General features: G+C 44.7%; 20 protein-coding genes. All 20 read right to left on the reverse strand.

Going from position 1 to position 21,761, the window contains the following annotated elements; all coding sequences use genetic code 11:
• Window positions 1-199: 199 nt before the first annotated feature.
• Window positions 200-1,600, reverse strand: a complete 1,401-nt coding sequence (gene rlmD / locus D6853_RS08020; RefSeq protein WP_120657499.1) for a 23S rRNA (uracil(1939)-C(5))-methyltransferase RlmD — start codon at window positions 1,598-1,600, stop codon at window positions 200-202.
• Window positions 1,601-1,609: 9 nt separating this feature from the next.
• The gene (locus D6853_RS08025; protein WP_092248451.1) at window positions 1,610-1,876 is read right to left on the reverse strand and encodes a DUF4366 domain-containing protein; all 267 of its coding nucleotides are present in this window, start codon (window positions 1,874-1,876) and stop codon (window positions 1,610-1,612) included.
• A gap of 121 nt (window positions 1,877-1,997) precedes the next feature.
• On the reverse strand, window positions 1,998-4,445 hold the full coding sequence (locus tag D6853_RS08030; protein WP_120657500.1) for an ATP-dependent helicase: 2,448 nt from the start codon (window positions 4,443-4,445) through the stop codon (window positions 1,998-2,000).
• Window positions 4,446-4,497: 52 nt separating this feature from the next.
• Window positions 4,498-5,157 (reverse strand): DUF1836 domain-containing protein, encoded by a 660-nt coding sequence (locus tag D6853_RS08035; RefSeq protein WP_120657501.1) that lies wholly within the window; start codon window positions 5,155-5,157, stop codon window positions 4,498-4,500.
• Entirely contained in the window at window positions 5,154-6,833 is a 1,680-nt protein-coding gene (gene recN, locus D6853_RS08040; protein WP_120657502.1) for a DNA repair protein RecN, read from the reverse strand. The genes D6853_RS08035 and recN overlap by 4 nt, the downstream gene beginning before the upstream one ends.
• A 10-nt stretch (window positions 6,834-6,843) precedes the next feature.
• Window positions 6,844-7,296 (reverse strand): arginine repressor, encoded by a 453-nt coding sequence (locus D6853_RS08045; protein WP_120657503.1) that lies wholly within the window; start codon window positions 7,294-7,296, stop codon window positions 6,844-6,846.
• A 33-nt stretch (window positions 7,297-7,329) separates the two neighbouring features.
• Window positions 7,330-8,175 carry an NAD(+)/NADH kinase gene (locus tag D6853_RS08050; protein ID WP_120657504.1) on the reverse strand — a complete coding sequence of 282 codons (846 nt, stop codon included), beginning with the start codon at window positions 8,173-8,175 and terminating at the stop codon, window positions 7,330-7,332.
• Between the two features lie 18 nt (window positions 8,176-8,193).
• The gene (locus D6853_RS08055) at window positions 8,194-9,093 is read right to left on the reverse strand and encodes a TlyA family RNA methyltransferase (RefSeq protein ID WP_120657505.1); all 900 of its coding nucleotides are present in this window, start codon (window positions 9,091-9,093) and stop codon (window positions 8,194-8,196) included.
• A 6-nt stretch (window positions 9,094-9,099) separates the two neighbouring features.
• Window positions 9,100-10,950, reverse strand: coding sequence for a 1-deoxy-D-xylulose-5-phosphate synthase (gene dxs, locus D6853_RS08060; protein ID WP_120657506.1), 1,851 nt, complete (start codon window positions 10,948-10,950; stop codon window positions 9,100-9,102).
• A 1-nt stretch (window position 10,951) separates the two neighbouring features.
• Window positions 10,952-11,896, reverse strand: coding sequence for a polyprenyl synthetase family protein (locus D6853_RS08065; RefSeq protein WP_120657507.1), 945 nt, complete (start codon window positions 11,894-11,896; stop codon window positions 10,952-10,954).
• A gap of 2 nt (window positions 11,897-11,898) precedes the next feature.
• Window positions 11,899-12,132 (reverse strand): exodeoxyribonuclease VII small subunit, encoded by a 234-nt coding sequence (gene xseB / locus D6853_RS08070; RefSeq protein WP_120657508.1) that lies wholly within the window; start codon window positions 12,130-12,132, stop codon window positions 11,899-11,901.
• A 3-nt stretch (window positions 12,133-12,135) separates the two neighbouring features.
• Complete coding sequence (xseA, locus tag D6853_RS08075; RefSeq protein ID WP_120657509.1) at window positions 12,136-13,350, reverse strand: exodeoxyribonuclease VII large subunit; 1,215 nt, start codon at window positions 13,348-13,350, stop codon at window positions 12,136-12,138.
• Window positions 13,340-13,741 carry a transcription antitermination factor NusB gene (nusB, locus tag D6853_RS08080; protein ID WP_120657899.1) on the reverse strand — a complete coding sequence of 134 codons (402 nt, stop codon included), beginning with the start codon at window positions 13,739-13,741 and terminating at the stop codon, window positions 13,340-13,342. The genes xseA and nusB overlap by 11 nt, the downstream gene beginning before the upstream one ends.
• Before the next feature lie 24 nt (window positions 13,742-13,765).
• On the reverse strand, window positions 13,766-14,119 hold the full coding sequence (locus D6853_RS08085; RefSeq protein ID WP_120657510.1) for an Asp23/Gls24 family envelope stress response protein: 354 nt from the start codon (window positions 14,117-14,119) through the stop codon (window positions 13,766-13,768).
• 65 nt (window positions 14,120-14,184) lie between these two features.
• Window positions 14,185-15,573, reverse strand: a complete 1,389-nt coding sequence (locus tag D6853_RS08090; RefSeq protein ID WP_120657511.1) for a transglutaminase domain-containing protein — start codon at window positions 15,571-15,573, stop codon at window positions 14,185-14,187.
• Window positions 15,574-15,584: 11 nt separating this feature from the next.
• On the reverse strand, window positions 15,585-17,189 hold the full coding sequence (locus D6853_RS08095; protein WP_120657512.1) for a peptide chain release factor 3: 1,605 nt from the start codon (window positions 17,187-17,189) through the stop codon (window positions 15,585-15,587).
• Between the two features lie 91 nt (window positions 17,190-17,280).
• Window positions 17,281-19,365, reverse strand: coding sequence for a polyribonucleotide nucleotidyltransferase (locus tag D6853_RS08100; protein WP_120657513.1), 2,085 nt, complete (start codon window positions 19,363-19,365; stop codon window positions 17,281-17,283).
• A gap of 239 nt (window positions 19,366-19,604) precedes the next feature.
• Window positions 19,605-19,871, reverse strand: a complete 267-nt coding sequence (gene rpsO, locus D6853_RS08105; RefSeq protein ID WP_120657514.1) for a 30S ribosomal protein S15 — start codon at window positions 19,869-19,871, stop codon at window positions 19,605-19,607.
• Window positions 19,872-20,029: 158 nt separating this feature from the next.
• Window positions 20,030-20,725: a hypothetical protein gene (locus tag D6853_RS08110; RefSeq protein ID WP_120657515.1), complete on the reverse strand. Its 696-nt coding sequence runs from the start codon at window positions 20,723-20,725 to the stop codon at window positions 20,030-20,032.
• A 124-nt stretch (window positions 20,726-20,849) separates the two neighbouring features.
• Window positions 20,850-21,761, reverse strand: coding sequence for a bifunctional riboflavin kinase/FAD synthetase (locus D6853_RS08115; RefSeq protein ID WP_120657516.1), 912 nt, complete (start codon window positions 21,759-21,761; stop codon window positions 20,850-20,852).

The following is a 21,761-nucleotide window of genomic DNA, read 5'->3' on the forward strand; positions in this document are numbered from 1 at the left end:
TCGAACTAGGCTCATAAAAAACTTCGCCAAGTTCTCTCAGCCGCCGGAACAACAGTCGTCTCTAAGCTCAAACTTCCTTATCAGTCGTTTTCGCTAAGAGAACCACGGTTTCAGCGGTTCGCTGTCTCCAATCAGTGTTCGCCTAAGGCTCCACTTCTTGGACAGCTATCGCATGGACCGTTGTAACTTCTAGCAAAGGTCATTCGACCTTTGCTAGAAGAACAACGGTCTCAACGTGACTTGTCCAGGGGAACTGATCTACGGCGACGGCGCGAGTCATGGCGTAGCCGCTTTCCTGGAGGATCTCAAGGTCTCTGGCAAGGCTTGTGGGCTTGCAGGAGACGTAGATCATGTAAGGAACGCCGTATCCAATGATCTTGGTAAGTGCCTTGGGATTGATGCCATCCCTGGGGGGATCCAAGATGATCATGTCGGGCTTTTCTTCGATTTCATCAAGCACCTTAAGGACGTCGCCGGCGATGAACTCGCAGTTATCGAGGCCGTTAAGCTTGGCGTTGTCCTTGGCGGCTTCAACGGCTTCTTCGACAATCTCGACTCCGATGATCTTGTTGGCGACAGGCGCAAGGAGCTGCGCGATTGTGCCGGTTCCGGAATACAGGTCGTAGATCACGCCGTCTTCTCTAATCTTCTTTTGATCAAAAAGGCTCCTTATATAGCCGCGAACGGTCTGATACAGAACCTCTGCGCTAAGGCTATTGGTCTGGAAGAACGAGAACGGATTGATCTTGAAACGAAGTCCGAGCAAGTATTCAAAGAAATAGTCCTGTCCGAAGAGAATCTCCGTGCCTTCGTCAATTACGGCGTCGGCAAGAGAATCATTCTTGGTATGAAGAATGCCCACAATCCTACCGTTAAGCGACAATGACAACAACGCATTCTTGAACCCAGTAAGGTCGTGCTCTTCCTGAGTTGTCGTAACGAGATCAACAAGTATCTCGCCTGTCTTTACAGCTCTTCGCACAAGAAGATGGCGCAGATATCCTTCCTGCTTCATCCTATGGTAAAAAGAGATTTCTTTTTCCTCATACAAAGGTGCAAAATAATCAAGCGTTGCAGAAAGGATTGCCTGATAATCGGAATCAACAATTCTGCATCCGCTAACTGTCACAATGTCATAAAAGCTGCCCTTTTTGTGCATACCAAGAGCAAGGGGTCCTCCCATGACTTCATCGCCAAAGGTAAACTCCATCTTATTTCTGTATGCAAATTTAACGGGGCTTGTCTTGATGCCTTCCCATGTAAATTTAGTAGCCTGTCTGTCGATCGCAGGCTTAAGAAGACTTCTGACCTGCTGCTCTTTGAGACCGAGTTCCTTTACATAAGGCATTGTAAGATAACTACAGCCTCCGCATTTACCAAAATGAATGCAGGGGCTTTCGATAGAATCAGGTGCTTCCTCAAGGACTTCAACAAGTCTTCCTTCGGCTTTGTCCTTGCGCACCTTCTGAATCTGGACTGATATCTTCTGATCGGGAAGAACGCCTTTAACGACGACCTTCCCTTCAGAAGTTTCCATTATTCCTTTATTAGGGAATTCCACCCTTTTTACTGTTCCTGTTATTATTTCTTTCTTCTTCACGCTGTCAACTTAACTTTCTCTAATGAAATCTTCGTCTTCAAAGTCGTCCTCGAAGTCGTCGAAATCATCGTCATAAAAATCATCCTCGTATGCCGGTGTCATGTATTGATATACGAGGTAAGCGATTATTGCAACCGCTGAAATGCAACCAAGAATCGCCAAAACCCAGAGGATTATGTTGGAAGGCTTCTTGGCATTTTCTGCATCTCTCTTATCAAGAAGTTCATTTAATCTAGTCATCTGTATTAAGTCGTCAATCTTGTTCTTTACTTCCATAGATAACCCCTTTCTTACTCCACAATTGATATTTACAGTATAGCACATAAGTAACCACTTGTATTTCAGGCAAAAGAACTCACTCTTAATTTTTTATGAAACTTATAAAAAGAATTTGTATTCACACCTTCTGCAATTTGGCAAAAGCGGCGTACATTACCTTCTGTCCCACTTCGTCGAACATCACAGTGACCTTGTAGTCTCTCGGACCTTCCTGAAGGTCAGTTACTGTTCCGATGCCGTATTTAACATGGCTAACTTTGTCTCCGACTACATAATCTGGCTTTTGCGCCACCTGAGGCATGCCCTTGGATAGTCCTGCAAGGCTTCCTCTTGCATGTGTCTTGGCAACGCCCGCAATGTAAGGCTTCTCGGACGGCACAGCCCTAGGGATCTTCTTCACAGGCTTGGGCGTAGCCTTGAGTTTATAAGTATTTGCAAGCGAAGATCTTGAAGTGCCTCCGCTGTATGCCCCGGAGCCTGTTCCTTTGCCATACTTTGAAGAGCTGCTTCCTCCAAACGATGCCGAGCTTTTGCTCTTTCCAAACGTATCCTCAACGCTCTCGTACTCATCGATCGTCTCGCCGTCATCGAATAAAAATGACGGTGTAGTCGATACATTTGATTCATCCAAAAGGTTCCTCGGGATCTCGGTTATGAACCTGCTGAGCCTGTTGTACTGAGTCTCACCGCGCACCATACGACGCCTTGCGGCAGTGAGGGTAAGATTCTTTTTCGCTCTTGTTATCGCAACGTAAGCAAGACGCCTTTCCTCTTCGACTCCCTCGGGGTCCGAATCCTCGTTACCGAGTGTCATATATGAAGGGAAAACTCCCTCCTCCATTCCTGCAATATAAACGTGCTCAAACTCAAGTCCCTTGGCACTGTGTATGGTCATGAGAAGAACCTTTTCATTGTCCTCTCCGATCCTGTCTATATCCGATACAAGCGCAACCTCTTCAAGGAAGCCTGAAAGAGTGGGCTGCTCGATCTCTTCGTTTTCCTCATAAGCAGCGATCTTGGAAATAAGTTCATCCACGTTGGCGGCTCTGTCGTTACTCTCTTCATCGGTATCGTCATCAAGTGATCTAAGATACTCCATATATCCCGTGACATCAAGGACATCCTTAAGGAGTTCTTCAAGAGAATAGCTCTTCATCTTGGTCCTGAACGCCCTGATCATCGTAACGAAATCAGTGAGCTTGGAAGCACTTCTGTTAACCGCAACAATCTGATCTGCCTCGCACATCGCATCGTAAAAGCTTATCTGCCTCTCATCGGCATAGCTCTGAACATGCTCAATTGTAGTAGCTCCGATACCGCGCCTTGGCACGTTGATGATTCTTTTAACCGCAACATCATCAAGACCGTTGTCGATAGTCTTAAGATAAGCCAAAAGATCTTTTATCTCTTTTCTTGAATAGAAATTGGTTCCGCCTACAATATCGTAAGGGATTCCGTTTAAGACAAACTTCTCTTCAAGAAGTCTGGACTGCGCATTGGTCCTGTACAAAACAGCCGTCTCGCTGTAACGAAGCTTGCCGTTTCGCATAAGCTTTCCGATATCATCGGCGATAAAAGTAGCTTCGTCGTAGGCAGTGTCAAACTGCTTAAGGCGCACGATCTCGCCGTCTTTTTCATCCGTCCAAAGAGCCTTGTCTTTTCTTCCGTAGTTATTTCTGATAACGGCATTGGCTGCATCAAGAATCTGCTGCGTCGAGCGATAGTTCTGCTCAAGCTTGATGACGGTCGCCTCTTGGTACACCTTTTCAAAATCTAGAATATTCCTGATGTTGGCGCCTCTGAATCTGTAGATACTCTGATCGTCGTCACCCACAACGCAAAGATTTCTGTACTTATCCGCAAGAAGCCTTATAAGTTCAAACTGCGCATTATTGGTATCCTGATACTCATCGACCATGATATATCTAAAGCGCTCCTGATAGTTATCAAGCACATCGGGATTGGACTTAAACAGCTCAACGGTCTTAAAAATTAGATCGTCAAAATCCATCGCGTTGTTCTTTTTAAGAGCGAGCTGATATTCAGTATATGCCTTGGAAATCTTGAGTTTGATAAAATCATTCTGCGTATTTAATGCATACTCTTCGGGAGTTACCAGATTATCCTTACATCTCGAGATGCTTCCCATAATGCTGCGAAGCTTAAGCTGTGTGGTCTCCAGCTGATATTTTTTGCATATATCTTTCATAAGACTCTTGGAGTCGTCGGTATCGTAAATTGTAAAATTGGTGCCGTAACCGAGCCTGTCTGCGTATCTTCTAAGGATCTTTACGCAGCTTGAGTGGAAAGTCGAAACCCAGATACTCTCGGCGCCAAAGCCCACTATCTTGTCTACTCTCTCCCTCATCTCGCCGGCCGCCTTATTGGTGAACGTGATGGCCATGATGTTCCATGGATTAACTCCGCACTCATCAATAAGATAAGCGATCCTGTGCGTAAGAACCCTCGTCTTTCCCGAGCCTGCTCCCGCAAGTATCAGAACCGGTCCTTCCGTCTGCAGTACCGCCTTTTTTTGCTGCGAATTAAGTGTATCGTATATTCCCATTTATATTATGTTTCCTTGCTTCTTAATTTCTTTTAATACTAAACATCGGAGCCTATTTGCTCTTCTTATCTTTCGCGGGCTTTTCTTTTTTCTTTTCCTTAGCAGCCTCATCATCAGCGCCCGTGATATTGTCGAGGATCTTCTCTATGAGGAGCTTTTTGACATAAACGTCGTAGGATAAAAGAGTGATAAAAGAAAACATCTGCATCTTCTTTTTCTCATCATCCGAAAGATTGTCATCCTCAAACGTCGTAAGCGACTTCTCGTACTTTTTCTTAAGATCGTCGATGCAAGGCTCAAGCTCCTCTTTTTGAAGCTCATACGCAAGCTCATAGATTTTGCTTAAATTAAGCTCGTCGTCGCTGTGATGGAACCTGTTCTTTAAAGGCTCAAGCAGAGTCTGAATGTCATTTATCGACAGGATATTTTTAAGGTAAAAGATAAAGATGAGGAGTATAAGGTGATCCTTTGAATACTTCTTCCTTACGGGAGGAGGTAAAAGATCGTTCTTGGCGTAGTTGTTGATCATCGTCTTTGTAAGGATCTTGTCTTCGCCGGGATGACGGGTTGCTTTCTTGAGCCTCTCATCCATAAACGTCGTAAGCTGATCCATATAAAGATCGATGTTCGGAATGTCCTCGAGCTTTATCGCATCTATCCTTCCAAGTGACGCCATTATGCTGTTTATAAGATCGTCATTGTCAATTGTCATCTCTTTGCCTTTTCTATAAGTTCACGTGCGTTTGTAAGTGAAGCCTCGGTGATCTCTTCGCCGCCAAGGAGTCTTGCTATTTCTCTCTCCGACTGCTCGCCGTTTAGAGCATAGATATTTGTAACTGTCCTTCCGTCCTCAAGACCTTTATCGATCATGTAATGAGAATCGGCCATCGCCGCAATCTGCGCAAGATGCGTAATGCAAATGATCTGGTGATCACAAGACAGCTCGCCGAGCTTACCTGCAACCATCCACGCCGTCTTGCCGCTGATACCCGCATCGATCTCATCAAAGATAAGCGTGCTGATATCGTCCTTGTCTGCAACAACAGTCTTAAGCGCAAGCATAATTCTTGAAAGCTCACCGCCGCTTGCGATATCATCAAGTGCCCTAAGACTCTCGCCGGGGTTCGTCGATATCATGAATCTCACATCATCGCAGCCCCTGCTAGATATCATATTCTCGTCATAATCTATCTGGATCTCAAACTTAACATCAAGGAAATTAAGATCTATAAGCGCAGCAATAAGCTTCTTCTCAAGCTCTTTTGCCGACTCTTTTCTTATATCCGAAATCTTCTTGCAAAGCTCTGTAACCTGCTCTTTTCTCTCTTCAAGGCTCTTCTTAAGAGCATCTCTGTGCGCCTCAAGATCACTTAAAGCATCGAGCTTTTCTGTCTTCTCTTCAAGATATTTAAGTACCGCTTCAAGACTTCCGCCGTACTTATCCTTGAGATGATTTAGTGTATTTAATCTGTCCTCGCATGTCTTAAAATTCTCATCGTCAAACTCAAGTCCGGAGATATACACAGAAAGACTGCGATTAAAATCAGTCAAAAGATTCTCAACATTGGAAATCTGAGATAAAACATCCTCGAGCTCATCGTCATATGAAGCAACCGATGAAAGTTCTCTGACCGCCCTGCTCACGAGGTCTGCCGCGCTGTCCTCTGATTCTCCGGAGCCCGTCATCGCCAAAGCCATGTTGGCGGCCCCCGAAATCTTCTGGGCATTTACCATCTTGCGATAGCTTCCCTCAAGCTCGTCATCCTCTCCGAGAACGACCTCCGCGTCCGTGATCTCTTTTATCTCATACTCCAAAAGCTCCTGTTCCCTAAGCCTTGAAGCCTCGTCTATATCCGTGTTTTCAAGCTCTTCCTCGAGCTTTTTCATATCCGCATACTTTTCTTTTAACTCGGTAAAAAGAGCCTGTGTCTTGTCCGCACAGTAATCGTCGAGGATCTCGAGATGCTTCTTTTTCTTAAGAAGCTCCTGATTGTCATTCTGTCCGTGAATATTGATAAAAGCATTTGCAATCTCTTTGAGCTGCCTTGCCGTAACCGTCTCTCCACAAACCTTGGAGATGCTTCTGCCCTGCATTATCTTTCTCTGGATGACGATCGTCTCATCATCTTCAACAGGGATATCCATCTCTTTTAAAACATTTCTCTGAACATCGCTTTCGATCCCGAAAACAAGCTCGACAAGCGCCGACTCTTCGCCGGTCCTTATAAGAGAAGCATCCGCCTTGGCTCCGAGCGCAAGATTAACAGAGCCCAAAACCACTGATTTACCTGCACCGGTCTCACCTGTAAGTATATTAAGCCCCTTCGAAAACTCTATCTCCTGCTCTTTGATAAGAGCAAGGTTTTTAACGTGTAAACTATATAGCATATTTCCCCACTTATTCTTGCATCATGTCATGTAAAGTATCCATGACCTTCTGAGCATCTTCATTGGTCTTTATCGCGATCATGATGGTATCATCGCCTGCGATACAACCGACGATCTCCTTAAACTGAAGTGCATCGATCGCTGTCGCAAGAGCCATCGCCATACCGGACACGGTCTTGATAACAAGAATATTCTGCGCAACGTCCATGCTGACAAAGCCTGCCTTAAGGACGCTTACATACTTCTCCTGCATAGCACTTGAATCGGCTGTTGTATAGACATATTTCTGCCTTCCGTCCTCGGTAACCTGCTTGGTAAGCTTAAGCTTTCTGATGTCTCTGGAAACCGTGGCCTGAGTAACGTCATAGCCCGCCAGTCTAAGGTACATTACAAGCTGCTCCTGAGTTTCTACAACGTGTGATGCGATGATCTCTATGATCTTGTCATGTCTTTTATTATTCATTTTCGGATTGTCCTTTCCGCAAAAGAGTTTGTGTCACATACTGAATTTCTTACTGAGAACTTCCAAAAAGCTCACTCTGTTAAGCTTTAAGATCTTGGTAGTCTTCTTGGATCTCCTGATATCTATCCTGTCACCGACTTTCATATCGATGATACCGCCGCCGTCATACGCAGCAACAACCTTGCTGTTCCTATTCTTGAAGCTGTCTGTCAGCTCGATAGATACCCTCGCATCTGCGGGAAGCACCATGCTTCTTGAATTGAGTGTATGCGGACATATGGGTGTGAGCAGGATCATATTCGCTGACGGTTCAACGATCGGGCCGCCCGCAGACATGTTATAGCCCGTAGATCCCGTCGGCGTTGAAATAATGATTCCGTCTGCATGATACTCACACAAAAGAAGATCGTTTATATAGATATTATAATTAATAGCCTGAATCGTAGATGCTCTGGTTATTACGATATCGTTCAGCGCATAATCCTTCTTACCGTTTATGCTGCCGTGAAGCATCATTCTGTCTTCTGTCTCGTACTCTCCGGACAGAAGCTTTAAAAGCGCTTCATCAATACCGCTCTTTTCAACCTCGGCAAGATATCCCATCGTTCCCAAGTTGACACCGATTATGGGAATATCAAGAAAAGCAAGACTCCTTGCGGCTTCAAGCATCGTACCGTCGCCTCCGAGAACTATGCAACAATCGGAATCCTCAGGAATTGAGCTCATAAAATCTCTTCCTATCGTACCTTCCGACGGTCGGCCCGTAGTCTCCGCGATAGTACAGGTTTTGCCGTTACTTTCAAGATATTTAATGATATAACCTGTGATCTCAAGGTTTTTATCCTTAGTTTTATTTGTGACTATACAAAACTTTTCCATGGCTCCCCCACAATAGTTTCAGTCCAAATTGCCGTGTGCCTTGTCTACGGTTTCTTTAATAAGCTTCTCCATATCGGGCTCATGCGAATAACCGCTGCCGGCTTCTACCGTTTCCCTTAATATCTTTTCGCCGTCAGCTTCCGACAGCTGTGCAACCTTCTCGTTGTACTCGGGATTTTTCTCGATGTGTACCAGGTACTCGATATTTCCCTCAGGTCCCTTTATCGGAGAAAAATCAAGGTGAAGAACATCAAAGCCTGCGATATGCACATAATCTATTATTCTGTGCACAACCTCTTCATGAACCTTTGGATCTCTTACTACACCTTTTTTACCGACTTTATCTTTACCCGCTTCAAACTGAGGCTTAATAAGGCATACCATCTGTGCCTTGTCCTTAAGAAGTCTCCTTGCGGGAAGTAAGATCTTGGTAAGTGAGATAAAAGAAACATCGCAGGAAGCAAAATCAAGATCATCCTGTATGTCGTCTCTTACCATGTATCTGAAATTGGTCTTCTCCATGCAGACAACCCTGTCGTCACTTCTAAGCTTCCAATCAAGCTGCCCGTGTCCTACATCTACAGAATAGACCTTAGCTGCTTTGTTCTGGAGCATGCAATCGGTAAATCCACCGGTCGAAGCTCCGATATCCATACAGACCTTGCCTTCAAGAGAAAAGCCGAAATTGTTGACCGCCTTCTCAAGCTTAAGTCCGCCTCTGCTGACATAGGGAAGAGTATCGCCCCTTACTTCCAAAGATATTATCTTGGCTTCCTCAAAAGTCGTTCCGGGCTTATCCTCTCTCTGACCGTTTACAAAAACGTCACCCGCCATTATAAGAGTCTTGGCTTTTTCTCTGGAAGGAGCCAATCCCCTGTTTACAAGTAAGACATCAAGTCTTTCTTTTTCCTTTGCCATAAAACGTTATCTGTGAATCTCCTGCATTATTCTCTCAGCAATGGACTGCGCGTCTATCTTAAGCTCTTTTCTGAGTCTGTCGACGCTTCCGTGAGTTACGAACTTATCCGGGATTGCTATGTTAAGTACCCCTACATCAAGCCTGTTCTCATCCACGTAGTCACGCACTTTTTCGCCGTAGCCGCCGCTCAGAACATTCTCCTCCATCGTTACAAGAAGTCTGTGTGATGCGGACGCCGTGTGAATATAATCGGTATCTATGGGCTTTACAAATCTCGCATTTACAAGTGAGCAGTTGAGCCCGTTATTCTTAAGTATCTCACGTACTTCTTCGCCGATCTTGACCATACAGCCAACGGCAAGAAGACAGATGTCTTTTTCCTCATAGATAGGCTCGCACTTACCCATCTCGATAGGTGCGCGGAACTCTTTAAGTCCGTCGTACGCGTTACCCCTCGGGTATCTTACAGCGGTCGGTCCGTCGAAGCTTACACAGAACTTCAGCATATCCGAAAGCTCCCATTTATTCTTGGGCGCCATAATGTGCATATTGGGCATCGAGGATAAAAACGCAACGTCAAATATTCCCTGATGCGTCTCGCCGTCGCTTCCGACAAGCCCCGCTCTGTCTATCGCAAACACAACAGGAAGATTCTGAAGACATACATCCTCCAAAATCTGGTCATACGCTCTTTGAAGGAATGATGAATATACCGCAAATACAGGCTTATATCCGCCTGCGGCCATTCCTGCAGCAAAAGAAACAGCGTGTTCCTCCGCTATTCCGGCATCGATAAATCTATCCGGATAAATATTCCTGAATCTCTTAAGTCCCGTACCGTCAGCCATTGCCGCAGTTATCGCTACAACCTTCTCATCTCTCGCACCGAGCTTACACATAACGGTGCTGAAGATATCCTGATAATTGGAGGTTGTTCTGGGGTTCCTCGGAAGTCCGTTCTCTACGATAAAAGGCTCGGTGCCGTGGAATCTTGCGGGATGTCTTTCCGCAGGCTCATAGCCTTTTCCCTTCTTGGTCATTACGTGTATCATAACGGCCTTTTTGACTTTTCTGGCCTCTTTAATAGTCTTTTCAAGGCTTGCCGTATCATGACCGTCTACAGGTCCCAGATATGTGATACCGAGGTTCTCAAATACCATTCCGGGAATAAAGAGCTGTTTAAAAGAGTTCTTGGCTCTTCTGATGCTCTCAACAACCTTGTGGTTATTTCCGACCTGAGCAAAAACATCTTCTTTGAGAGTAAGATAACCCTGTGCCGTACGCACGTTGTTGAGGTATTTTCTCATACCTCCGACACTCTCCGAAATAGACATCTCATTATCGTTTAAGATAATAATGAAATTGGTATCAAGCTTGGAAGCGTTATTGAGCGCTTCATAAGCAAGACCGCCCGTAAGAGAGCCGTCACCTATTACCGAAACAACTGCATAGTCATCTCCGGCAAGGTCTCGTGCCTTTACCATACCAAGTCCCGCGGAGATAGAATTGGAGCTGTGTCCCGTATCAAAACAGTCAGTGTCGGACTCGCATCTTTTGGGGAAGCCCGAAAGACCGCCGAACTGACGAAGTGTATCGAATTTATCTTTTCTTCCGGTAAGGATTTTATGTGTGTATGCCTGGTGTCCAACGTCCCAGATGATCTTATCTTTGGGAAGATTAAGCGCAAGGTGAAGAGCCATTGTAAGCTCAACCGCACCCAGATTGGACGCAAGATGACCACCCGTCACAGATATCTTATCTATGAGGAATTCTCTTATCTCCTGCGCCAGAATATGATATTTGGACTGCGGTATCTTCTTTATATCACCTGTATCTTTTATCTGATCTAGTAACATGTCATTTCCTTCTATAAATCAAGTATTGGAAAAGTCTATCCAAAAACGAATCTTTAAATCCAAGTTCTTTTAATATGTCCGAAGCTTCATCCGAAAGCTCTTTTACCTTAGCTGTAGCCGCTTCCATCCCAAAGAGACTTACATACGTTGTCTTTTGATTCTTCTCATCGGAACCGATCGGCTTACCGAGCTCTTCAAGGTTTCCTACGATATCAAGGATATCATCCTGAATCTGGAATGCAACTCCGACATTGTTTCCTGCTTTCTCAATAGCCTTAACCTTGGATGCACTCGCCCCTCCGAGAATCGCGCCTATCATAAGACTGCTCTCTATAAGAGCACCGGTCTTGTTATCATCTATATAGCGAAGCAAAGTGCTAAGCTCATCCTTGTCCTCAATAGTCGTGTTCTCCGCCATGATATCCGCGCACTGTCCGCCTACCATGCCGTAGATTCCTGCCTTGGTCGAAAGCACCTTGAGAGCGGCAACGTATCTGTTTGCGGTCTCTCCGTCGTATTCGGGAAGAGAAACTCCGCATGCCGCGCCGCCTATTGCAGTTTCAAAAGCAAGATTAAGAAGTCCGTCACCCGCAAGCGTCGCCATTCCCGCGCCGTATACCGCGTGAGTCGTCTTTCTTCCTCTTCTGTACTCGTCGTTGTCCATAGCCGGAAGATCGTCATGCACAAGCGAGTATGTGTGTATCATCTCCATTGCCGTCATAAACGGCTGTATCACCGCGTCATCAGCGGCATCACCCGCAAAGAGCTTGTATGCTTCGTACATCATCATGGGCCTAAGTCTCTTGCCGCCCGCCATAAGACTGTAATTCATGGCCTCTATAACGGTCTTTGCGTAGCCTTCCTCCTTGGGAAGCATAGACTTAAGGACGTCTTCTATATATTCAACTCTCTGTTTAAGTTCTGCCTCAAAACCTGTATCGCTCATAATTACTCAAAATCCTCCAGACTGCCGTCCTCGGCAATCTTCTGAACTTTTTGTTCCACTTGTTCTATCATATCATGACAGCTCTTTAAAAGCTTCATTCCTTCCTGGTACTCCATAAAAGAATCTTCTAAGGAAATATCGTCGCTTTCAAGAGCCTCTATTTTTTCTTCTATCTTGGCAAAAGCCTCTTCTACGGAGAGCTTCTGCTTTTCTTCTTTTTCCTTCTTGGTTGCCATAACTTACTCCCATTTTTCTTTGGACGTATCGTCTACTATGGTACTGATAACACCGTCGCTCACATATACCGACAGCTCATCGCCCTTCTTGATTCCTTTTATACTGCGGATATTCTTGCCCTTCTTATCGGCGACGTAAGAATATCCTCCAAGGAGTCTGTCCAAAGGCGAAAGGCCTTTAAGCCTCTCGGTGTCTATCATAAATCTGTGCCTTGTAGCCTGCAGCTTATTCTTCATAAGATTGGAAAGAGCATCCTCATACTGATCCATTCTAAGGAGCCTGTCCTTTATCTTGCCCATCGGACTTAAGAGCCTGAGCGACTTGGAATATCCGTCACAAAGAAGCTTTGCCGCATGTAGCTTTCTGTCGATACCCTTATGCAAGGTATAGGAATAATCTTCAAGATCCTGAATAAATCTGTCGTATTCGTATACCGCAAGCTCCGCAGCCGCAGAAGGCGTAGGCGCTCTTCTGTCCGCTACATAATCCGCGATAGTTATATCGGTTTCATGTCCAACTGCTGAAATGATCGGAACGGGGCAGTCAAAAATGGCCTGAGCCACTATTTCTTCATTGAAAGCCCATAAATCTTCTATAGAACCTCCGCCACGTCCGACTATGATAACGTCAGCCTCTGTACCGGACAAAGTCTGTATTCCTTTAACAATACTCTCGGCAGCCCGATCGCCTTGAACTATGGCAGGATAAAGAATTATCTGAATATGTGGATTTCTGCGGGTCGATACATTGATTATATCCCGCACGGCCGCGCCCGTGGGAGCGGTAACTATACCAAGAGTCTTTATATATCGTGGAATCGGCTGCTTGTAACCACCGTCAAACATTCCGGATTCCGCCAGTTTTTTCTTTAACTCTTCAAATTTTTCAAAAAGAGCTCCCTCACCGTCAAGCTCTATCTTTCTTGCGTAAAGCTGATATTTGCCGTCTCTTTCGTATACATCGACGGTACCTGATGCCTTGACCTGCTGACCTTCCTTCATATCAAATCTAAGGCCGCCCTTGTCGCGGTCGCCCCTAAACATGACGCAAGAAATAGCACCACCCCGATCCTTTAACGTAAAATAAATGTGTCCGGAAGAGTGGTACTTACAATTACTGACTTCTCCCTTTATCGTGATCGACTTAAGAAGAAAGTCCTGAGTAAACATATTCTTAATGTAGGCATTAACCTGTGTGACTGTATACTCACTCCGCAAATTTAGCTAACACTCCGTTTACAAAGGCAGGTGAACCGTCCTGGCCGAATTTCTTGGCAAGCTCAACAGCCTCATTGATGGCAACTCCTGTCGGAACCGACTCGTCATACTGTATCTCATACACGGCAAGTCTGATGATCGTAAGATCAACCTTTGCCATGCGGTCAGTATCCCATCCCTTGGTCTTGTCGTTGATAGCCTTGTCGATATCCTCAAGCTTCTCGGCTATCTTCTCATATTTGTCTCTGATGTAGTCAGCATCTGCGGTTGAAAAATCATTGTCTACCGCCGAGGTAAAAAGCTCCTCCTGCTCCGGCATCTCTTCCATTGAATTGAATTCAACACGAAAGAGCAGCTTGAAAACCTGCTCTCTCAATAAGCTTCTGTTCATCATATTTTCCCTACTTCTGTTTATTTATGCCTTAGGCATTGTAATGCCTGCAATCCTGATATTAACGTCCGTAACCTCAAGACCTGTCATGTTCTCAACGGCAGTCTTAACTCTTGTCTGGGCCTGCTGGCAGGTTGCGGGAATGTTATAGCCGTAAGCCATCATAAGCGCAAGATCAACCTTGACCTCGGCCTGTCCGACAACAACCTTTGCTCCCTTTGCAAGATTTTTGCGACTTACCTTTTCAAGAACATCGCTTGTATAATTACCGGCCATTGCAGATACTCCGTCGACTTCGAGAGCTGCAAGAGCTGCTATTCTTGCCACTACGTCGTCCGCAATCTTAACCGATCCAACCTCTGCAATTTCTTTTCCCATAATATTCACCTCTGCATGTATAAAATCTTATATCAGTATACCATAATTCCAGGCTCGATAATACCTCAGAGCCAGAATATAATGGTCCTTGAATCCTTAAATACCGTATAGGATACGGTTTCTTTATCATCACCGACATATTCAAAAACCACGCTCTCATCGATAAGCTTCTTATAGAGCGAATCAAACACTTCATCTGTGGCACATTTGATGGTGACGTTATCGCTTCCGTCCTTCTTTCTTCTGTCAAAAAGATCCTTCACAAGATTGATGTCATCGCTCTTAAAATACTCATCTTCTCTGACATAATAATTGTCGGCCAAGCTGTTGCATTCGGGCATACGCACAATATCGGAAAGTGTATGTGTCTCCATGATATCTTTGGTCGTAACACAAAGATAATCATAATTTACATCGAGTACCTTGGTCTCTTCAACAAAACTACTGCCTCCTAAGCCCTGATAAGAAGAATCACCCCAGGTTGTATCCACGTAGTAATAGGAATCATTGGATTTAACAAGGTTCCAAGCATGCTTACCCGGTTCACCCTGATCCGTCTGTACAAGTCCTTCCACGAAAACGCACTCTACTCCGAGCTTTTCCAGAAGATACTGTGTAGCCTTGGCGTAGCCGTTACATACGCTCTTACCTGTGATGAATACCGAGCAGATGTTCTGATTGTCGGGCGCTCCCGATACATACTCGGTATGATTGATTATATAATCATAAACATACTTGATCGCGTAGTAGTCATCATCGGATGAAGGAGCATTGGCAAGACATTCGCTTACATACTCGTTGATCTTGGACTGTCTGCTCTCAATCTCGGTCTTATCATAAAGATAATTGCCCGTAAATGTCAGCTTCTTAACGTCATTACCGACTTTATGCTTGGTAAGCTTGTAGCCGTCAACCCAGAAAATCTCGCAGTGATCGTTCATAACATGGCTAAAGACCTTCTCAACCGCGTCATCCTCAAGAACAGCAGAAAGAGCCACCTGGTCGGATTCGGTTTTAAGAATGGCAAGAATCTCAACATAGATGTTCTTGCCCGCCTCGGAAAGCTTTTCATAATAATATCTGCCTTCCTGCTCTTTTTTCATTTCGGCGATGCCTTCTTCGGTAAGACCGATGTCTTCCCTTGCCTGTTGCATCTCTTTTTCTTCGGCGCCCGTCAGCTTCTTATAAAAAGTCTCAAAATCCGACTGAACATTTTGTTCGACATGTGTGGATCCGTCACCGGAATTATCTGTTGTGTCCTCATCGGAAGTAACGTAGTAAGAGTTGCCTTCCGAAGAGTTTGATGCTGATTGTGATTCCGTAGCCTCATCATACTCGGAATCTTTAAGTCCGAGTGTCTCAAGATATTCGTCTATGCCCTTTGATGAGCATCCGGTTGCTGTGATCATCATAAGTGCCATGACCACCGCAATTATTCTCTTTCCTTTAACCATAACGTTTTCCTTTAGTTCTTTTTAAACTCTGAAAGAACAAGTCCTTTGTTTCTCTCCATTGTCATGCCTACGCTCCATTCGTTGATGAACAAAAGAAGCGGTCTGTCGTGCATATCCTTGATCTTCTTCATATCGGATGTTCCGACAAGTGTGGACATATCAACATCGTCGTTATCAACCCATCTGATATATTCGTAAGGAAGATTTTCCAAAATAATATCTACATTGTACTCGCTCTGGAGTCTGAACTTCAATACGTCAAACTGAAGTACTCCAACGACGCCTACGATGATCTCCTCAAGACCCGTGTTGTACTCCTGGAAGATCTGTATCGCACCTTCCTGAGCGATCTGAGTAATACCCTTAACGAACTGCTTACGCTTCATGGTATCTACCTGACGTACTCTTGCAAAATGCTCGGGTGCGAATGTGGGAATACCTTCATAAACAACGTTATCCTTTGGCATACATACCGTATCACCGATCGCAAAAATACCGGGATCGAATACACCCATTATATCACCTGCGTAAGCTTCACTTAAGATCTTACGCTCATCTGCCATAAGCTGCTGAGGCTGAGAAAGTCTCATAACCTTGCCGCTCTGTACATGCTTAACTTCTTTACTTGCATCGTATCTTCCGGAGCAGATTCTCATAAACGCAACCCTGTCTCTGTGAGCCTTGTTCATGTTTGCCTGGATCTTAAATACAAATGCGGTAAAATCACTCTCAAGCGGATCGATCACCTCTCCGTCCGATGATGCTCTTCCTGTGGGAGGAGTCGCCATCTTAAGGAAGTGATGAAGGAAAAGCTCAACGCCAAAGTTCTGAAGAGCCGATCCGAAGAATACAGGAGTAAGCTCACCGGCTCTGACCTTCTCAAGGTCGTACTCTGCACCTGCTCCGTCCAAAAGCTCTATTTCGCCCTGAAGCTTTTCATATGCATCCTGACCGATCTCACTGTCTATCGCAGCCTTATTGTCAAGCTCGATGATAGTTTCTTTACCTTCTTTGGTACCCTTCTGAGTCTCAGAGAAAGTAACGATATGTCCTTCTCTTCTGTCATAGATACCCTTAAAGTTCTTACCTGATCCGATAGGCCAGTTCATAGGGCATGTAGCGATACCGAGGTTATTCTCGATATCATCGAGAAGATCGAAGGTGTCCATGGCATCACGGTCGAGCTTATTGATAAATGTAAAGATCGGAATATGACTCATAGCGCAGACTTTGAAAAGCTTTCTTGTCTGAGCCTCGACACCCTTACTGGCGTCAATTACCATGACAGCGGAATCCGCAGCCATAAGTGTTCTGTATGTATCCTCCGAGAAATCCTGGTGTCCCGGAGTATCAAGAATATTGATGCAGCAGCCTTCATAGTTAAACTGAAGAACAGAAGAAGTAACGGAAATACCACGCTGCTTCTCAATCTCCATCCAGTCGGATACAGCATGTCTTGCCGTAGCCTTACCCTTAACGCTTCCCGCCATATTGATCGCTCCTCCGTAAAGAAGGAACTTCTCGGTAAGAGTTGTCTTACCTGCATCGGGGTGGGAAATGATGGCGAAGGTACGTCTCTTATTTATCTCATTTATTGTCTCTTTTGTGTTACTCATTTTAATGTCCTTAACTAAGTATGAGGCCGGTATGCAATTACATGCCGGCCCCTTGTGATTTATTTGTTATAAAGAAGTTCCGCTCTCGCGATTAGTTAGCGTCCTTGATTGAGAAGCTGATTCTGCCCATCTTGTCCTTACCAAGGCATACAACCTTAACTGTATCGCCAAGTGTAAGAACATCCTCTACGCGATCGATTCTCTCCTTGGAGATCTTGCTGATGTGAACCATTCCCTCTTTGCCGGGAGCGAACTCAACGAATGCACCGAACTCCTTGATGCTTACAACCTTACCTGTGAAAGTCTGACCCTTCTCAAAGTCTGTAACGATGATGTTTACCATGTCTACAGCCTTCTGGAGCATCTCCTGATCCTCGCCGCAAACTGAAACCTTACCATCATCTGTGATGTCGATCTTAACACCTGTACGAGCGATGATCTCGTTGATTGTCTTACCTCTCTGACCAACAACATCACCGATCTTCTCGGGATCGATCTGAACAGATACGATCTTGGGAGCGTACTGGTTAACTTCCTTACGAGGCTCTGCGATCGCCTTGCTCATGCACTCATCCATGATGAAGAATCTAGCCTCACGACACTGCTCGATAGCTGTCTCAACGATAGGCTTTGTAAGACCGTGAATCTTGATATCCATCTGAATAGCTGTGATACCGTCTTTGGTTCCTGTTACCTTGAAGTCCATGTCTCCGAAGAAGTCCTCAAGACCCTGGATATCTGTAAGAACGATGAAATCATCGTCTGTATCGCCTGTTACAAGACCGCAGCTGATACCTGCAACCATCTTCTTGATAGGAACACCTGCAGCCATAAGTGACATGCAAGATGCACATGTTGAAGCCATTGATGTTGATCCGTTAGACTCAAATGTCTCTGATACGCAGCGGATAGCATAAGGGAACTCTTCAACGCTGGGAAGTACGGGAAGAAGTGCTCTCTCTGCAAGTGCACCGTGACCGATCTCACGACGTCCGGGTCCTCTTGAAACCTTTGTCTCACCTACTGAGTATGCAGGGAAGTTGTAGTGATGTACATATCTCTTGTCCTGAGCGAAAGCATCCATTCCCTCAACCTTCTGAGCCTCTGAAAGAGGTGCAAGAGTTGTAACGTCACAGATCTGTGTCTGTCCACGAGTGAACATAGCACTTCCGTGTACTCTGGGAATAAGATCAACTTCTGCTGAAAGAGGTCTGATCTGCTTGATGTCACGTCCGTCAGGTCTCTTGTGATCTTTGAGGATCATCTTACGAACTGTCTTTTTCTCATACTGATATATAGCTTCACCGAGAATTGCGAGCCACTCTTCGTTCTCAGCAAACTTCTCTGTAAGTCTGTCTGTGATCTCTGCGATATTGTTCTCTCTTGTCTGCTTGTCATCTGTGAAGACTGCCTTCTCCATCTCCTCGGGAGGAACGATCTCCTTGATGGCTGCAAAGAGCTCTTCGGGAACAGCACAGCTTGTGTACTCGTGCTTAGCCTTACCAACCTCTGCAACGATGCCCTTGAAGAACTCGATGATCTGAAGGTTTACTTCGTGAGCCTTGTAGATAGCTTCCTTCATCTTCTCCTCGGGGATCTCGTTAGCGCCGGCCTCGATCATGATAACCTTCTGTCCTACTGATGCAACAGTAAGCTTGAGGTCACCTGTGTTCCACTGCTCCTGAGTAGGGTTAACGATGAGCTCACCGTTGATCATACCCATCTGTGTCATAGCGCAAGGGCCGTCAAAAGGAATATCGGAAATTGAAACAGATACCGATGCACCAAGCATAGCTACAAGCTCGGGACGGCACTGAGGATCAACTGCCATTACCATTGTCTCGATTGTTACGTCATTTCTGTAGTCCTTAGGGAAAAGAGGACGCATAGGTCTGTCGATAACGCGGCTTGTAAGGATCGCGTTCTCAGAGGGCTTACCCTCTCTCTTGTTGTATCCGCCGGGGAACTTTCCTACTGCGTAGAACTTCTCGCTGTACTCTACGCTAAGAGGGAAGAAGTCGATTCCGTCTCTGGGCTTAGCTGAAGCAGTAGCTGTACAAAGAACTGTTGTATCTCCGTACTGCATGAATGCACATCCGTTAGCCTGTTTTCCAACCTTGCCGATCTCAACCTTAAGAGTACGTCCGGCAAGCTCCATTGTGTAAGTCTTTACCATATTAACCATCCTTTCATCATATAAGCTTTCATATGATATACAGGCTTCAAGGTTATAGCAAAAAGCGTGCCTTTTAGTAACTTGCCTTTCACGCACTTTGCTACAACTTTGAATCCGCATATCATATTTGCATTGTAAATGTGTCTTTATACTGCGAAATCCGCTTGGTTTCACGGTATAAAAAAGTAAAGGCGGAACAGACTGACATATGTCAGCCTCATCCCGCCTTTTTAATCAGATTACTTTCTAAGACCAAGGTCTGCGATAAGCTTACGATAAACTTCGATATCCTTATTCTTGAGGTATCCGAGAAGTCTACGTCTCTGACCTACCATCTTAAGAAGACCTCTTCTTGAGTGGTGATCCTTAGGGTTCTTCTGAAGGTGATCGTTGAGCTCGTGAATTCTCTCTGTAAGAATAGCTACCTGAACCTCCGGTGAACCTGTATCTCCGGCCTTTCTTGCAAACTTGCTGATAACTTCTGTCTTTTTCTCTTTTGTAATCATTTCTTTCTCCTTATAAAAACTATAAAACTTGAATCCGCCGATTACCGAGAACGGGTTGGAGTATCCGCATCCATCAGTAACGGTAGTTCTGTAACAGTTGTCAGTCTCCCAACAACTTACTAATTCTAGCATATAAATTCAAACGTGTAAAGAATTATTCAGCTGCTGGCACAACCGGGGGCGAAATTAAAATTATAGGCAATTTTATATGTTTTATTAACTAACTCGGTTGCCTCTTTATTCTTTCCCGTGAATTTTTTTCTGGTGCTCTCTGAGGCAGACGTATTTGTATATCCGTACCAGTTACTGTAATCAATATAGTCCTTATGAACCAAGCTCCTACCGTCAGGAGTGACTAAATATGTTTCATATGAACGTGCATTACATGCATATATAACGCCATCCTTTATTTTAATAGCCATATTTGTTTTTAACTCGCCTACCATTCTAAGCGGCTTACCCTTTCCCTGTTCGGTATAAACCTTTATATGATGTGTTTCCGTACTATCCGAATTCTCTTCCATCGCATGAATTAAAACTTTTTTACCATATCCTTTAATATTGACCAGAGCATATCTTTCTCTGTTAGTTATAATTACATTTATAGCTTTATCAAAGGTATCTACCAGCTGAGGATCCTTATATATTTTTTTATTACAAACATAATATTTATATGTTTCGTCATGAGCTTTACTTATTAAACTCGAATCATTCTCCTCCATCTTATATTCAACACTTTCGGTTATCTCTGTAGGCATCTCCCATGCAATCGTCTGTAGTCCTGAAGCACCTGTCACTGCAAGCATTCCGGCAGTTGCAATCCCCGCGAGCACCTTTACTCCACTTTTTTTCATCTCTTTCTCCTTTTCTATCACTAAAAAATAATGCGTGCAGCTCTAATTCTGCACGCATTATGTTATATCATTGTTTACAATTATTGTCAAGTTTGTTAACAACTTTGGCCGCTATAACAAACTGTCATAACTCATATGAATTCTTTAAATCCTGCTTGATCTGGGCTTTAAGAGCATCAATGCTCTCAAACTTCATCTCGGGTCTTACGAAGGCTCCGAGCCGTACTTCTATGAACTTTCCGTAAACATCTTCATCAAAGTCATAGATATAGGTCTCGACGCCAACCCGCTCTTTTTCAGAGATGGTAGGCTTTCTGCCTATATTGGTCATGCCCTTGTATTCATTATCCCCGATAACCACAGTGCTGCTGTAAACTCCGTAAGGCGGAAGAAGCTTGTACTTCTCGGGATGAATGTTTACCGTGGGTACTCCGATGGTTCTGCCTATACGGTTACCCTGTTGCACCTTTCCGCTCACGCTGTACTTATCACCAAGAAGCCTCTCTGTAAGAAGCATCTCTCCGTCGGAAACAGCGTTCCTGACTCTTGTTGAGCTTACTTCCTCTCCGTCGACCTGCACCTTATCAATGATGCATAGTTCATAATCAAGCTCATCCCTAAGGCTTTCAAGAAGCGCGCTGTCACCTTTTCCCTTGTCGCCAAAAGAGACATCAGATCCCGCTGCAATGAATTTTGCACCAAGCTCTTTTACCAAAATACGTCTTACAAAGTCCTCGGGATGCGTAGCTGCGGTCACTTCGTTAAGAGGAAACTCAACGAGGATATCTATGCCGAGCTTTTCAAATGCCCTTCTCTTCTCATCTCTTGTAAAGAGCTGAGGCATCTTTTTCCCCATAAAAAACTCTTCGGGTGACGGATCAAAGGTAAATATAACGCTCTTAAGGCCGTCTTTCTTTTTATCGACAATCCTTGATAAAAGCTCTCTGTGCCCAAGATGTATGCCGTCGAACTTACCTATCGCGATCGCCGTTTTGTCTTTTATATTAAATTCTTCGTGCTTACTGATTATTCGCAT

Origin of the sequence: Butyrivibrio sp. X503 (assembly GCF_003625475.1) — a bacterium.
In the GTDB taxonomy this organism is placed as follows: Bacteria; Bacillota; Clostridia; order Lachnospirales; family Lachnospiraceae; genus Butyrivibrio.